15 protein-coding genes and 1 pseudogene are annotated in these 14,081 nt (G+C 43.8%); 8 read left to right on the top strand and 8 right to left on the bottom strand.

The window, feature by feature from the left end:
* Window positions 1–92 precede the first annotated feature (92 nt).
* Window positions 93–452 carry a MerR family transcriptional regulator gene (locus tag BC351_RS16720; protein WP_079413885.1) on the top strand — a complete coding sequence of 120 codons (360 nt, stop codon included), beginning with the start codon at window positions 93–95 and terminating at the stop codon, window positions 450–452.
* Window positions 453–525: 73 nt separating this feature from the next.
* On the opposite strand, the gene BC351_RS16715 is transcribed toward BC351_RS16720, so the two are convergent.
* Window positions 526–1,419, bottom strand: a complete 894-nt coding sequence (locus tag BC351_RS16715; RefSeq protein WP_079413884.1) for an AraC family transcriptional regulator — start codon at window positions 1,417–1,419, stop codon at window positions 526–528.
* 180 nt (window positions 1,420–1,599) lie between these two features.
* Here BC351_RS16715 and BC351_RS16710 point away from each other — a divergent pair, with 180 nt between their 5' ends.
* Together BC351_RS16710 and BC351_RS16705 are read left to right on the top strand one after the other, a co-directional pair.
* On the top strand, window positions 1,600–2,580 hold the full coding sequence (locus BC351_RS16710; RefSeq protein WP_079413883.1) for an aldo/keto reductase: 981 nt from the start codon (window positions 1,600–1,602) through the stop codon (window positions 2,578–2,580).
* A 168-nt stretch (window positions 2,581–2,748) separates the two neighbouring features.
* Window positions 2,749–3,600: an aldo/keto reductase gene (locus tag BC351_RS16705; RefSeq protein WP_079413882.1), complete on the top strand. Its 852-nt coding sequence runs from the start codon at window positions 2,749–2,751 to the stop codon at window positions 3,598–3,600.
* 82 nt (window positions 3,601–3,682) lie between these two features.
* Here BC351_RS16705 and BC351_RS16700 read toward each other — a convergent pair.
* Window positions 3,683–4,015 (bottom strand): annotated as a pseudogene (locus BC351_RS16700) (peptide-methionine (S)-S-oxide reductase MsrA); the annotation flags it as partial.
* 8 nt (window positions 4,016–4,023) lie between these two features.
* On the opposite strand from BC351_RS16700, the gene BC351_RS16695 reads away from it, so the two are divergent.
* Window positions 4,024–4,308 (top strand): peptide-methionine (S)-S-oxide reductase, encoded by a 285-nt coding sequence (locus BC351_RS16695; protein ID WP_425270930.1) that lies wholly within the window; start codon window positions 4,024–4,026, stop codon window positions 4,306–4,308.
* Between the two features lie 54 nt (window positions 4,309–4,362).
* On the opposite strand, the gene BC351_RS16690 is transcribed toward BC351_RS16695, so the two are convergent.
* Both BC351_RS16690 and BC351_RS16685 read right to left on the bottom strand, forming a co-directional pair.
* Window positions 4,363–4,779 (bottom strand): RidA family protein, encoded by a 417-nt coding sequence (locus tag BC351_RS16690; RefSeq protein WP_079413880.1) that lies wholly within the window; start codon window positions 4,777–4,779, stop codon window positions 4,363–4,365.
* Between the two features lie 136 nt (window positions 4,780–4,915).
* A complete protein-coding gene (locus BC351_RS16685; RefSeq protein WP_144028425.1) occupies window positions 4,916–5,920 on the bottom strand; it encodes a hypothetical protein in 1,005 nt (334 codons plus the stop codon).
* A gap of 254 nt (window positions 5,921–6,174) precedes the next feature.
* Here BC351_RS16685 and BC351_RS42265 point away from each other — a divergent pair, with 254 nt between their 5' ends.
* On the top strand, window positions 6,175–6,336 hold the full coding sequence (locus tag BC351_RS42265) for a hypothetical protein (protein WP_158082112.1): 162 nt from the start codon (window positions 6,175–6,177) through the stop codon (window positions 6,334–6,336).
* Window positions 6,337–6,519: 183 nt separating this feature from the next.
* Here the strand turns inward: BC351_RS42265 and BC351_RS16680 are convergent, their stop codons facing one another.
* Window positions 6,520–6,720, bottom strand: a complete 201-nt coding sequence (locus tag BC351_RS16680; RefSeq protein ID WP_079413878.1) for a hypothetical protein — start codon at window positions 6,718–6,720, stop codon at window positions 6,520–6,522.
* 193 nt (window positions 6,721–6,913) lie between these two features.
* Here BC351_RS16680 and BC351_RS16675 point away from each other — a divergent pair, with 193 nt between their 5' ends.
* Complete coding sequence (locus tag BC351_RS16675; RefSeq protein ID WP_079413877.1) at window positions 6,914–8,134, top strand: GNAT family N-acetyltransferase; 1,221 nt, start codon at window positions 6,914–6,916, stop codon at window positions 8,132–8,134.
* A gap of 25 nt (window positions 8,135–8,159) precedes the next feature.
* On the opposite strand, the gene BC351_RS16670 is transcribed toward BC351_RS16675, so the two are convergent.
* From BC351_RS16670 to BC351_RS16660, 3 genes are all read right to left on the bottom strand, one after another.
* On the bottom strand, window positions 8,160–8,825 hold the full coding sequence (locus BC351_RS16670; protein ID WP_079413876.1) for an MBL fold metallo-hydrolase: 666 nt from the start codon (window positions 8,823–8,825) through the stop codon (window positions 8,160–8,162).
* A 164-nt stretch (window positions 8,826–8,989) separates the two neighbouring features.
* A complete protein-coding gene (locus tag BC351_RS16665; RefSeq protein ID WP_079413875.1) occupies window positions 8,990–10,162 on the bottom strand; it encodes an ABC transporter permease in 1,173 nt (390 codons plus the stop codon).
* Window positions 10,146–10,778 carry a biotin/lipoyl-containing protein gene (locus BC351_RS16660; RefSeq protein WP_079413874.1) on the bottom strand — a complete coding sequence of 211 codons (633 nt, stop codon included), beginning with the start codon at window positions 10,776–10,778 and terminating at the stop codon, window positions 10,146–10,148. The genes BC351_RS16665 and BC351_RS16660 overlap by 17 nt, the downstream gene beginning before the upstream one ends.
* 166 nt (window positions 10,779–10,944) lie before the next feature.
* On the opposite strand from BC351_RS16660, the gene BC351_RS16655 reads away from it, so the two are divergent.
* Both BC351_RS16655 and BC351_RS16650 read left to right on the top strand, forming a co-directional pair.
* A complete protein-coding gene (locus tag BC351_RS16655; protein ID WP_079413873.1) occupies window positions 10,945–11,511 on the top strand; it encodes a TetR/AcrR family transcriptional regulator in 567 nt (188 codons plus the stop codon).
* 280 nt (window positions 11,512–11,791) lie between these two features.
* Window positions 11,792–14,056 (top strand): PQQ-dependent sugar dehydrogenase, encoded by a 2,265-nt coding sequence (locus tag BC351_RS16650; RefSeq protein WP_079413872.1) that lies wholly within the window; start codon window positions 11,792–11,794, stop codon window positions 14,054–14,056.
* Window positions 14,057–14,081: the final 25 nt, after the last annotated feature.

Genomic DNA, 14,081 nt, shown 5'->3' with positions numbered 1-14,081 from the left:
GATTTTTTTGACATTGTGTATGTCATTCGTTATCATATTCGTATTATGAACTATAAACCTAGGTTTATAGCAATAAATAAAGAGGTCCTATTATGAAAATAAATGATGTTTCCAAATTAACGGGTCTGCCCATATCAACATTAAGATTCTATGAACGTAAAAACCTAATTCCGGACACATTTGTTAAAAGAGATGCAAATAATTATCGTATTTACTCGGAAGAGATTGTGGAATTTCTCAATGATGTGAAGGTACTTTTATCCGTAGACTTTTCTATAGAAGAGTTAAGTTTGCTAGTAAATCAACAACTTAATTTATCATACGAGGTAAAGCAAAAAATTGTTGAACAAAAAATCAAAGAAATTGAAGATGTCCAGAAACGATTGTGCAAGTCGAAAAAATTCTTGCATGCCGTCTTGGAAGGAAAAGCAAATTTTCAAACAAAGTGTTAAGGACATTTATCCCTCTCTACGTCAAATCGGGAAAATAGAAGGCAGCCGTTTCAATCCGACGGCTGCCTTCTATTTATACTCTTAGTCGCTTTATATCTTGTCTAGGTGGAAAGCCAAACATGCGAGAGTATTCGCGGCTGAATTGCGAAGGACTTTCATAGCCTACCCGGAATGCCACATCAGCCGCATCTGCTGATTCGATTAATAATAGACGACGTGCTTCCTGCAATCGCAGTTGTTTTTGAAACTGTATAGGGCTCATAGCAGTTGCCTCTTTGAAGTGTCTGTGAAACGAAGAAATACTCATACTGGCTATTTCTGCAAGTTCTTCAATGCGCAAAGGCTTACCATAGTTGTTGGTAATTTGCTCGATAGCTTCCCTGATGCCGTAGCTGCCGCTCCCTTCCATTGCGATTTGTGCCAGCGCAACTCCATACTGCCCATGCAGAAGCCTGTATAGAATTTCCTTTGTGTAAATAGGAGCAAGGAACGGAATATCTTTGGGATTGTCTAGCAAACAAGCTAATCGGAATACGGAATCCATGATGGGCAACTCCATCTGACCGACAAACATAGCTCGCTCAGCATTTCCTTTTGGGTTGATTTGAATTTCAGAATCACTTATAACCTCTAAGATTTCACTCGCCGTAAACTCAAGTCTAAAACCCAAATAAGGAATGTCGGAAGAAGCTGCAGTGACTTGGGCAGTAACCGGTAAATCAACTGATGCAATAAGGTAATTTGCAGGATCGTACTTGAAGCGCTCTTGTGCCAGCCATACCTCCTTCGCCCCTTGAACCACAATACATAAAGAAGGTTTGTAAACTCCGTAATTGGGTCCGGTCAATTCAGAGCGGCGTATGAAAAATAAAGTCGGAATGGCTGTTGCGTTGACACCTTCCTGGACTGAATACCGTTCAATTAGGTTGGCAAGTTCATTCTGCTGTTTCGTTATTATTTCAGACATAAGTCCTCCTTGTTCCATTATTCCTTATCTTCGATTATATGCCATTTGCGTCAGTTACATAAATGTAGTGAGAGGATTAGGCAATCATTTGGCACGAATGAGATAACGGTCGCTTTTTTATCTGTTGCATAATAAGATTATCCCCCATTAAAACAAGGAAATAAAGGAGCGTATCAACAAATGGAATATGTGAAACTTGGAAATACCGGCTTGGATGTATCCCGTCTTAGTCTTGGCTGTATGAGCTTTGGCGCAGCAGAGCGGTGGCATCATCCGTGGATACTTGATGAGGAGCGCAGTCGTCCTATTATCAAAAAAGCCCTTGATTTAGGAATCAATTTTTTCGATACGGCGAATGTGTATGCAGACGGAACCAGTGAGGAAATAATTGGACGGGCTCTAAAGGATTATGCCAATCGGGATGAAATTGTCCTCGCGACCAAAGTGTATGGACGTATGCATCAAGGTCCAAATGGTGCAGGACTCTCCCGCAAAGCAATCATGAGTGAGATTGATAAGAGTCTTAAAAGACTGGGAACTGATTATGTTGACCTTTATCAAATCCACCGCTGGGATTACAATACGCCCATTGAAGAAACAATGGAAGCATTGCATGATGTTGTGAAGGCTGGTAAGGCAAGATATATTGGTGCTTCTGCCATGTACGCATGGCAGTTTCTTAAGGCGTTACATGTAGCCGAGAATAATGGTTGGACTAGGTTTGTGTCGATGCAAAATCATTTGAACCTCATCTACCGTGAAGAGGAAAGAGAAATGCTGCCGCTCTGCAAGGCAGAAAAAATCGGTGTGATTCCCTATAGCCCACTTGCATCTGGAAGACTGGCTCGTGATTGGTCGGAAACAACACTGCGATCCCAAACCGATCATATGCAAAAAATGAAATACGATGCGACAGCACATATGGATCGATTGGTCGTGGAGCGTGTTGCAGCAATCGCAGAAAAACATGGCGTTCCCCGTATTCATATCACACTTGCTTGGTTGCTTCAGAAAGAGCCTGTCTCAGCTCCCATTATCGGTGCTACGAAAGTGTCTCAGCTTGAAGAAGCCGTAGGTGCTCTATCGATTACGCTAACACCTGAAGAAATTGCGTCATTGGAAGAGCTGTACGTTCCCCACCCTGTAGTAGGTGCGATTTAATATAAGTAACAGTAGACGGAAATTCGGGCGGCTGTTTCATTACCCAGTTTGCATGGGTTCGTCATGTTGATTGGGTCTGTCTGGCAATCGTGATTCGAAGGACACACATGACACAATGGATAAAATCATACCGATTTACAGATAATTAAAAAAACTGGAGGATTTTATATGCAAAAAGTAATGTTGAACAATGGTGTTGAGATGCCTGTTCTCGGTTTTGGCGTTTACCAGATTGCAGAGCAAAATGAGTGTGAACAAAGCGTTTATGAGGCTATTATCGCAGGTTATCGGCTAATTGATACAGCTGCCTCTTATCTCAATGAAGAAGCAGTTGGCAGAGCAATCAAACGGAGTGGTGTGGCAAGAGAGGAATTATTTATCACTACGAAACTTTGGGTTCAGGATACTGGTTATGAGCGTACCAAAAAAGCATTTCATAAATCACTGCAAAGATTGCAACTCGACTATTTGGATTTGTATTTAATTCATCAGCCATATGGCGATGTGTTCGGCTCTTGGCGCGCTATGGAGGAATTGTATCGTGAAGGAAAGGTCCGAGCAATTGGCGTTAGTAACTTCCATATGGATCGTCTAATCGATTTGATGATTCATAATGAAGTAGTTCCTGCCGTAAACCAAGTTGAAACGCACCCTTTCAATCAGCAGATCGAAAGTGCAAAATTCATGAAAGAAAACAATGTTCAGATTGAGTCCTGGGCGCCTTTTGCGGAAGGAAGAAATAACTTGTTCCAGAATGAGGTATTGGTATCCATAGCTGAAAAGGTTAATAAATCCGTTGCTCAAGTGGTTTTGCGTTGGTTGACACAAAGAGAAGTCGTTGTGATTCCAAAGTCTGTTCGTAAAGAAAGAATTATCGAAAACTTCAATATCTTTGATTTTGAATTAAGTCAAGAGGATATGGCGTCGATTACTACATTAGATACGAAAGAGAGCCTGTTCTTTTCACATCGCGATCCTGAAATGGTGAAATGGCTCGGTAACCGAAAACTCGATATCTAAACATCTTTCGTTGGTCATTTGATTCAGTTCATCGAAATTTGCTAATGCCATCCATCCCATTATAGGACAGATGGCATTTCTTTTATTTCTTCCAATATTGAGCAGCAAAAACATCACGTCCAGAGGTACTCCGTTCTTCCTTATACGCCTTGGGGTTCTTGATGTGGTAATTCTGGTGGTATTCCTCAGCAGGAAAAAATACCATTGCCGGTTTAATCTCCGTTACAATCGACTTATCAAAACGTCCGCTATTCCCAAGCTCTTCTTTCGACTTGAGGGCAAGCTTATGCTGCTCTTCATTGTGATAAAAAATGGCAGTACGATACTGGCTACCACGGTCAATGTACTGTCCTTCATCATCAGTAGGATCTATCTGCGGCCAATACAGCTCAAGCAGTTTTTCATAAGGGAAGATTACTAGAGCTGTATTGGCAGCAAATTGATCCCACTGATGCTTCTGGACAAGGTAACGATCGTAAAAGCCAATATCGAGCTGCTATCTTATTTCATAATGAAGAACAACGTATGCTAGCCGTAAAATCTAAAGAAGAACTAGGAAAAAGCGGCAGGTTCGATAAGCCTATTGTCACCGGGATAGAAGATCTTCTGTATTTTATCCAGCTGAAGAATACCACCAGAACTACCATCGGAAGAATCCAAAGTATTATAAAGAATCACGAATATATTCTGGACGTGATGCGATCATAGAGAAATACTGGAGTTAAAGATCACATTTTGCAGTGTTATCCAAGTTTTATTGCTTTAGTCTTTATCTTCAATGACAGCAATTCCATCTATTTCAAGAAGGCAAAATGGACGCGCAAATTCCGAAACAAATAGAACGGTGACCAAAGGTGGATTAACTAATAAACCAGCCACCTCTTGGAATGCTTTGTAACCAATTCGCGGGTCGCTTCCACTAACTAAATAGATATTGAGTTTAACCAGATTGGCGAAGCTTGCATTTTCAGAAGCTAGAATAGTTGCGATATTATTAAGCGCCTGCTTTGTTTGCAATTCCAAATCACCAACTCCAACTAGCTCTCCTGTTGAATTAATGGCATTTTGTCCGCCTATATAGATTGTTTTTGCCTTTCCACTTACGGTAATCGCTTGACTAAATGCTGGGGATGAGAATAAACCCTCCGGGTTTTTATGCTCCATTTTGAATGCAGACATTGGTATTCCTCCTTTAAGAAAGGTGTTCTATATTTTTATTATAAGCAACTTCACTGACAGCAGCTGTCAGTGAAGTTATCAAGCGAATTTATATCAATGATAGCCCCTTCCATTTCCTTCAAGCAATTCGATCTTCTTATTGAGCGCCGTCAATTTGCCCAACAAGAACCGCATAAACCAGTTTACTGTTCGTAGCGCTCCTTGTATCTTTATCTCTCGTGCGTGGTTGGAATCCGATGTTGGTTGCTCGCCCCCCACCCTTAAGTGGTTCCGACTTCACGATTGCTACCCCGTGTTCATCCTTAGCTTGATGTTTCACATCGGGATATAATTCCTGCGATTTGTTGTCGCCGCTGCCGACACGCACATCATCGGAACCGATCAGCTCTCCCATGGTTCCTCGAACATAATGCAGCTCTACCATATACTTATAACTGTCCATCATTTGGGCGTCCTTCTTGGCGAATCCCTCTTTCCAATCAGCGAATGCTAATTTCTTCGAATACTCCAAATTATCGGAAACGAATTGTTGCCCGGTTTCATTTCCCTTATTGTTCAGTCTTGAAGTAAGTCCACCATTTTCAACGAATTGCTCTAGCTCGGCTTTGCACATAGCTCTGTACATGGTTTCGGTATTCTCAAGGTTTTCAGCATGCCTGCTTGCATGCATGAAAAGCACCTTTTTCATCTCTGTAAATTTGGGGTCTGGCAGCGTCTTCGGATCTATTTGGGCTTCTTTCACTTTAATTGCCGTTTCCAGTTCACCCCAAGTAGCATATCTGCCTTTATCCTCCGTATCTTTGACCCATAAGGCCAGTTTCGACTTTTCCTTCCCATTCAGATTGGTAACGTTGCTCATCGCATCCTGCATACTTACGTGATCTTCTCCCGCTTCGTCGACAGTGACATAACGCTGGATAGCTGTTTGTGACGGGGAAGGCGCAGGTTTGTCTGACTTCATTAGCTGGGCGACGGCGCGGTTGCCGATCGTTCTTTGGAGCTGCAGGATATGAGACGGCGATAAAGGCGACATAGGATTACCGGAACCTATCTTAGACTTGCTAGCCTCCTTCGCTTGAACTACAGGACCTTGGGTTGTTTGTAGACGCTTATCAGTATGACTTGCCGGTTGCGACTGCAAAAGGAACACCTCTCGTTTTTCTTAATTATCTCAATCAATTTTCAACAAAAGAGATAAAAATTCCTTCTTTTGGAAGGAAACCAGGATGTTTCATGTTTATATGTAGATGCTGCTTTAATAAAAGTGTTGCTGCAAGCGTGAAGACTCCTTATGTTTCCTTTGAAGATTGTGCTAAAATACGGGTAGGCAGATTAATACTCTGCGTATGCTAGCGCACAGAGATTTCCAAAAACTTTAATTTAGGAGGTTATAATATGGATGATTATTATTTGGTTAAGGACGGTAGAATTGTACGCTGGGACGGGTTAACACTAGGTGGAAGCAAAATCAGAGCCGATGAGCTAATTGAATCATTTGGACGTAAGGCTATTGATGAAATTGAACAATTCGGATTTTACACCATAAAGAAATCTTAACTTATCTCTCGTTAACTTCATGAGGCTGCCGTGTGTTTCGGCAGCCTCGTTTATTGAGGTGCTATCGTTCCAAGCAACCTAAAACTAAAAAAGCCCGCGATTTACGCGGACTTGATACGGACAATGTGCTATTCATCCGATAGCCACCAATTAAACGCTGGTGGCTTTTTTGCTTTCATAATCCTATTCTTCTTCTTGTTCTTGCTCTTGCTCAGAAATATTCAAAGAACTAGAACTAGTAGTTTGGGCTTGTGCTGCTTCATTATTAGCTGAGGTAGCTGCTTCATTATTAGCTGATGTGGCTGCTTGATTACTAGCTAATTGAGACTGTGATACTGCGTTAGTAGCTTGATTGTTTGCTTGATTGGATTGTTGAGTTGCCATTTATGACTCCTTTTAAATAGTTATTTGTACTGGAGAAAAGCACATAATTAATATGCGCAACAAGAAACTTTTTTATGATAATTACTTTTTCAAGGTAAATTATGGAGCTTTCTCCATTCCCAATTTTCCATTCATAAAATGGCTTTGATTTACTACATAATAACGGTAATGACAAGATGTGAAGGAGAAAGCTATGAGTCGGCAGAAACTTCAAGACAGACTGAAGATGAAGAAGGTTGAGCCAAAACATGGAGAGCAATTCAACGATCTGCTTCGCTATGTATTTCAGGTGACGAATCATGATCTGCATACGTTCGGCTGGGAAAACCGCGAGATTGCTCAGGCGAAGCTTCCTGTACTGAAGCAGGCCGACGTACTAGGTTGGTTCGATGGCGATAAGCTGATTTCCCAGTTGGCGGTGTATCCGTTCCAGGTAAATATTTTTGGGGAGATCTATGATATGGGCGGTTTAACCGGTGTTGGAACTTACCCGGAATATGCGAATCTTGGATTGATGAGCCAATTGATGCGCACAGCACTTGCCAATATGCGTGAACGGCAGCAATCGATATCTTATCTGTATCCCTATTCGATTCCGTTCTACCGCCGCAAAGGCTGGGAGATCATTTCCGATAAGATCTCATTCGAGGTAAAGGATACGCAGCTGCCGAAGCTGAAGACTGTGGCTGGCAATGTGGAACGGCTCTCGATCGATCATCCGGATATTCGCGAAGTGTACCGCCGTTTCGCGCTGAATCATCATGGTGCGATGCTGCGGAGCGAGTTGGCATGGGAAGAACATTTGCGTTGGGATCTGGATGATCTGACCGTAGCGGTCTATTATGACGAAGATCAGCAGCCGCAAGGCTACCTGCTCTATTGGATTGCCGAAGAAGTCTTTCATTTGAAGGTCATGGTGTATATGCATGGAGAGGCGCGAGCGGCGCTGTGGAATTTCATCAGCGCCCATTTCTCGATGATAACGCGGGTCAAAGGCCATATATACACCACAGAGCCACTCGCTTTCCTATTGGAAGACAGCGATATTAAGGAGACGATCTCGCCCTACTATATGGCGCGGATTGTCGATATTCACCGCTTCGTGAAGCAGTATCCGTTTCTGCCCCAGACCACGGAATGCCAGCTGACTTTTACCCTGCACGATCCGATGTTGGAGTGGAATCAGGGTAAATTCACGCTGAAAGTGGATGAACAAGGTCGCGGACAATTAGTGGAGGGTGGCGGCAATCCGGAGGCGGCCTTCGATATACAGACGCTGACGACGATGCTGATGGGTTATAAACGTCCGGCATATTTGGCCCAGGTAGGCCGCTTTCAAGCACAACGGGCGACTATCGAGCTGTTGGAGAAGCTGATAGAGCGCAGGATACCATATTTTGCTGATTACTTCTGATGCTCGCTTAGACCGTGCAAATAAATCATATTCCTTGGCTAAGTGCTAATATCTGATCTTTTATATTAACATGACACAATCCCCCGTGATAACAAACCACGGATGCAATATCAAGGTCTATATATTTTTCCAAAGAAAGACGAGCTGCATTCAGATCCAGTGTGGTCGGAACATGAACTCCTCCGAGAATCCCGTCTACACTGTACATCGAATCCCCGGCAATGAGAGTCTTGCTATGCTCTAGGTAAAGACTAATATGACCGGGAGTATGCCCAGGAGTATGGATGACGCGAATTGTGCCGCAAAACGGCAGTTCCTGACCGTCGATCAAGGTTTCATCCACTTTGCCCTTTGGGGGATTCTCAAGGTGCCCGTCTTTGATGAGAGGCATCTCTCCCTGAATATACGGCTTATCCAATTCGTGTGCATATACTTTAATATCAATGCCACGCTCCTTCAATATTTCAGGAAGACTGCCTATATGGTCCACGTCCTGATGTGTCAAAATCACAACTTTTAGTTTGTCGAATGGCACGCCTGCCTTTTCCATGGCTGCGCGTAAATCTTCAATTTGTCCTGGAAATCCGGTGTCTATTAAAACGGCCATTTCTTGATCCCACAAAAGAGTTGGGTGAATGATATGCCCTTGAAAATCAAGATGAAGCATTTCTACTCCTTTAGATACTTCCATACGGTTAAACCTCCATAAAAAATTATTTTTACGTAAAATTATATTATTACGTTAGTTTAGTTATTGTCAACCTCTTCACGATAAAAAAAGACCCACAGCAGTAGGCTGAGGGTTATATCAGTCGTTTTCTTGTCTCTTATCAGCAAGTCATTGGCACTTCCGTTTTAGCTGCTAACGGATAAAACTCCTGAATCTGCACGCTGCTCAAGGGGAGAATTCGCTTTACGCACTTCACGAAGCATCAACAATCCGATTAACAAGGACGCAACGCCAATAATGATTAATAATGCACCTATCTCCAGACTGTAGGCTGTCAGCGATCCATGCCGAAATGCCATTCCGCGTATTAAGCGGTTAAGCCAATTCATTGGCAGCGCCCATGCGATGACCTGAAAAAACATGGGAAACGCAAGCGGTGTCAACTGAATCCCTGTAGCCAAAAACGATGGGTACAACACAAGACTTGTTCGCAAACCCACCTTGGCCGCATCTTTGGCCGTATAACCAATCAATAGCCCCATAAGAGACAAGGCAAAAGAATAAACCAGCAATGGGATTATAAATACATAAGGCTCTGCCTCAAACCGCATATTGCCTACTTGCTTTAATAGCCCATAGCTTAGGATTAAAGAGAATGTACTCAGAACAGCGTAAGGAACGCTGCGAACCCATAGATGGAAAGGCGATACGCCGTTTGCAAGCAGCTTCCCTTCTTTGCGAAGACGCGGCGCAATCGATCCTGCTGCGCTGGTTGTCATCATTAGCACGATTATATTCACAAATCCAAGAACCATAAAACTTACATAACTTGTCGTCGGATTAAACAGCATTCGCTGCTGAAGTGATAACGGAGATATAAGCCCTTTGGCAGTTTCCGCATCCATCCCATTTTGCCCCAGTCGTGTCATGGAAAGAGTCGTATTTTCTGTTGTGATGATCTCTTGAATGGCGGTGCGGATACCCATTAGCCCTGAGGGCATCGTGTTATCCATTAGAATCCCAATATTCGAAGACTTGCCTTGCAGCTTACGCAACTCCAGTTGTTCAGGAAGCACAATGACCGCTACAGCCTGCTCGTTGGCCAACAAGGTATCGGGGTCCATGCGGCCCGCGAATACATTCGTAACTTTCATATATTGGGACGCGTTCATTTTCGAAATCAGCTGCCGCGAATAAGCACTGTGGTCCTCATCAATCACAACAACCGGCGATTTGCTGATTTGGTTTTTCGAAAACATCAACCCAAAAAACAAAGCGGCAATCAGCGGACCGATAAAGATTGTAAGAAGAAATTTGCTGCTTACTACGTACTTCCACTCCTCAATCAGCGATTTCATCAAGGTCCACCTCCGCTGTCATACCTGGAAGAAGATCAGTGTTTGAATTGACGGCAATTCTGACAAGAAACATGCTTAAATCAGCTTGCCCCCTCTCTCTCGTCATGCGCAAATTGGCAAATTGAGGAGCGGCTGAGATCGAAGCGACAACGCCATCCACTTGAGCAGATCGCTTCAGATATGGGAAACGAACGTGAACACTTTTATTGACATCAAGCTTGTGAATTTCCTCTTCCTGCACATACAGTTCCGCATAATAGCCGGTCTTTTGGACAACGGCAACCGGCATACCTGGCGCAAGCTGATCATCTGGCTTTGCCATGATTCTGCTAATCACCCCATTTTCCGGCGAAAGTATGTCCGACTCTGCGCCATCGGCTGATTTCACATGGAATAGAATGTCTCCCTGTTTGACGGAATCGCCTGCGGCTGCGTTGATTTTAACAATTGTCCCTTTACTTTTATCGTACACGACCATTTTTTGCTCCGCCTCAAGCACGCCTTGTTTTCTGCTCTCCGCCTGACTAACGGCATCTTTGCCTTTAGCAGCAAGAAGGACACCTCCTGCAATAACTACGACGGCAATTCCAATAAATAAACCTGCTTTAAGTTTCATTGTTCAATCTCTCCCTCTCCCTGAATGCTTTTTCAAAATATGATGTTCGTAATATATTATAATCATCATATTTTAAACCCGTCAATAGCTTCAAGAACAATTGACACCTTTTATTATGATGACTATAATATTTTAAGATGGATTTATAAGTAACGGAGTGATTGCGATGCCTTATCCTGAAGGCCATAAGTTAAAAGTTAGAGGCAAGATCATTGAAAGTGCCGCTCAAGCTTTTCGTACGAATGGGATTCGCGACATAAGCGTCCCTTTCATTATGAAAGGAGCTGGGCTGACTCATGGAGGGTTCTACGCGCACTTTGACAACAAAGAGCAGTTGGTCGCCGAAGCCTGTCGCTATGCGATTAACGATACAATTTCATTTTTACAGGAGGTCGCTGATCAGGAGAATGCCGCTCCCAAAATCAATGCCGTCATTGATTATTACTTAAGCTCTTATCATCGCGATAAAACAGAGATGGGCTGCATCCTCCCTGCCCTTTCCAGTGAAATTGCCCGCTCCTCCGATGAAGTTCGGCAGGTGTTCACTCATGAGTTGGAGCGAATGATTGACTTTATTTCCAAGGTGGCGAAAGTAGACACAGCCATAGGCAGCGCACTGCTGAGTACGATGGTCGGAACTTTAGTGCTGGCCCGGTCAGTGAATGATAGTAAACTCAGCGACAGTTTTCTTGCAGCTGGTAAGCAGCATGCCAAAGAGCTGATTAAGACCTAAAGATGACGCCATATAACGTCGCCTCCTTTTTACAGGAAGTGACGTTATATGGCGTTATTTTTTGGCGATCGTATGCCAGTCGGATGCGGTGAAATTGCCTAAGCTGATTTATGTGCATAAAATTTTTAATTTTATTTTCGGAATTACGCCCCTTTTTTTACCAAATGTGGTAAAGTGGAAATTGAAAGTATAAGCGGTTTAATTTTAAGGAAGGAGGATTTCGTTTTTTGTCAAAACCATCCCCTACTGTCATTCCAAAAACTAAAAAGGAAGTGTATTTATGATTACACGAAGCAAAATTATGGCTTTAAGTCTCAGCATTTGTTTGCTACTCACTCTATTGCCTATATCAGGCTTCGCCCAGGCAGGGGTTGAGGCAGTAACTGCGGCAGGAGCTGTACCGAATCCGTGGAAGCAGCAAAATATTGGTTCGCCAGCAATGACAGGCACGGCTTCTTACGATCCGGGCACGGACCAATTTTCCGTAAGCGGCGCAGGCACAGACATTTGGGGGAAATCAGATCAGTTCAATTATGTGTATCAGCCTTGGACGGGAGACGGCGCCATTATTGCACTTGTCTCTTCTCAAACAAACTCGAACGATTTCGCCAAGGCAGGCATCATGATAAGGGAAACGCTCAAAGCTGATTCCAAACATGTCGATTTACTATTGACTCCTACCAACGGATTCACCTTTCAGTACCGGACGGAAACAGGCGGAACTTCCCAAAGCGTGAAGATTGCTTCGACGAGCCCAGCCTGGGTAAAGTTGGAACGCAAAGGTAGCGTCATCAAAGGATATGTATCCAACAACGGGTTGAACTGGGGCGATTTGGGCAATTTGACTTTAAACATGAGTGCCTCGTTGTATGTAGGATTGGCGGTCACCAGCCATGATGCCTCTAAGTTAAGCACAGCCACTTTTGACAAAGTGAAAGTAAATGCTACTGGTGATGTATTCCCCCCAACCGAACCAACAAACTTGCAGGCAAACAGTGTAACAAATACAACGGCTAACATATCCTGGACCGCATCGCTGGACGATGTTGGCGTGAAGGGCTATGACTTGTACAAAGACAATGTATTGACGCAAGCGAATGTAACGAACACCTCCTATACCTTTACCGGCTTGACGCCAGATACCACCTATTCGATTACTGTGAAAGCCAAAGATGCGGCGGGGAATATTTCCAATGCCAGCAAGCCTCTAACGGTGAAAACGACCAATCAATCCGATACAGAGAGCCCAACTGCCCCGACAGATCTTGCAAGCTCAAGCAAAACCTCATCGTCAGTTAATTTGACCTGGACGGCATCAACAGACAATGTAAGCGTTTATGAGTACGACATCTATACCAATGGCGTATTAGCCGGCAGCACGCCTGCTACATCCTTCAATGTGACAGGTCTTACGGCTAATACCACATATACTTTCACTGTAAAAGCAAGGGATTTAGCAGGAAATATTTCCGCGGCAAGCAAAGCGTTGTCTGTCAAAACTAACCCTGCCTCTTCCGATCCTTATACGCCAGAAGTTGTCGCAAGCAATCTGGAAACGCCATGGGCTATCGCTTTTGCACCAGATGGACGAATTTTCTTCACGGAACGCAACAGCGGCAGAATTCGTGTCGTTGTGAACGGGCAATTGAAATCAACGCCGGTTATTACTCTAGGCTCGCCTTTTTACTACATGCCTAAGAGTGAAGGCGGATTATTGGGGCTAGCGCTCGATCCCGATTTTGCTACTAATCATTACATGTATATCTACCATTCCTACAAAACCTCCGACAATAAAGTAGCAAATCGGGTCGTTCGCCTTATAGAAAATAACAACACAGCTACCCTTGACAAGGTTCTTATTACTGATCTTCCAGGTGCGGTCTACCACAACGGCGGCCGTTTGAAAATTGGTCCAGACAAGAAACTGTATTTCAGTGACGGCAACTACGGGAACAAAGACGATACACTGACTTTCCTTGGAGGAAAAACGTTCCGCCTAAATTTGGATGGTACGATTCCAAGCGACAATCCGTTTGGTGCCTCATCTCCGATCTATAGCAGAGGACACCGGAATCCTCAAGGATTCGCCTGGCAGCCCGGAACGAACCGCCTATTTGAGTCGGAGCATGGCGAGGCCTCCCATGACGAGATTAACTTCATTGAACCTGGCAACAATTACGGTTGGCCCAAATATGAGGGCGATGATCAGAATCACCCAGGCATTACGCCTCCGCTTATTTATGCTAATGGCACAACCTGGGCACCCTCTGGCATCACTTTTGTAACCAAAGGACCTTGGGCCGGGAATCTGCTTGTCGCCAATTTAAAAGGCAAACAGATCATTCGTATGGTGATCGGACAGCAGAACGGCAAGCCAACAATCGATAACAATAATCTCAATTATTTGTATGTAAACAAATACGGCCGCATCCGTGATATTGTCGAAGCGCCGGACGGTTCGCTTTATTTCGTTACCAGCAACAATGGCGATAAAAACGGTGACGGCACTCCGGATAAACTGATTAGATTGGCTCCAAACTTCTAAGAGATGTATAAAGCTATGCAGCCAG

The sequence above is a fragment of the Paenibacillus ferrarius genome (genome assembly GCF_002027705.1).
Taxonomy (GTDB): Bacteria; Bacillota; Bacilli; order Paenibacillales; family NBRC-103111; genus Paenibacillus_E; species Paenibacillus_E ferrarius.
This window is presented reverse-complemented; position numbering and strand designations above follow the sequence as displayed.

Excerpts from the sequence above, each read along its gene's own strand:
- BC351_RS16720 (WP_079413885.1), top strand. The coding sequence starts at position 93 with ATGAAAATAAATGATGTTTCCAAATTAACGGGTCTGCCCATATCAACA.
- BC351_RS16715 (WP_079413884.1), bottom strand. The coding sequence starts at position 1,419 with ATGTCTGAAATAATAACGAAACAGCAGAATGAACTTGCCAACCTAATT.
- BC351_RS16710 (WP_079413883.1), top strand. The coding sequence starts at position 1,600 with ATGGAATATGTGAAACTTGGAAATACCGGCTTGGATGTATCCCGTCTT.
- BC351_RS16705 (WP_079413882.1), top strand. The coding sequence starts at position 2,749 with ATGCAAAAAGTAATGTTGAACAATGGTGTTGAGATGCCTGTTCTCGGT.
- BC351_RS16690 (WP_079413880.1), bottom strand. The coding sequence starts at position 4,779 with ATGTCTGCATTCAAAATGGAGCATAAAAACCCGGAGGGTTTATTCTCA.
- BC351_RS42265 (WP_158082112.1), top strand. The coding sequence starts at position 6,175 with ATGGATGATTATTATTTGGTTAAGGACGGTAGAATTGTACGCTGGGAC.
- BC351_RS16680 (WP_079413878.1), bottom strand. The coding sequence starts at position 6,720 with ATGGCAACTCAACAATCCAATCAAGCAAACAATCAAGCTACTAACGCA.
- BC351_RS16675 (WP_079413877.1), top strand. The coding sequence starts at position 6,914 with ATGAGTCGGCAGAAACTTCAAGACAGACTGAAGATGAAGAAGGTTGAG.
- BC351_RS16670 (WP_079413876.1), bottom strand. The coding sequence starts at position 8,825 with ATGGAAGTATCTAAAGGAGTAGAAATGCTTCATCTTGATTTTCAAGGG.
- BC351_RS16665 (WP_079413875.1), bottom strand. The coding sequence starts at position 10,162 with ATGAAATCGCTGATTGAGGAGTGGAAGTACGTAGTAAGCAGCAAATTT.
- BC351_RS16660 (WP_079413874.1), bottom strand. The coding sequence starts at position 10,778 with ATGAAACTTAAAGCAGGTTTATTTATTGGAATTGCCGTCGTAGTTATT.
- BC351_RS16655 (WP_079413873.1), top strand. The coding sequence starts at position 10,945 with ATGCCTTATCCTGAAGGCCATAAGTTAAAAGTTAGAGGCAAGATCATT.
- BC351_RS16650 (WP_079413872.1), top strand. The coding sequence starts at position 11,792 with ATGATTACACGAAGCAAAATTATGGCTTTAAGTCTCAGCATTTGTTTG.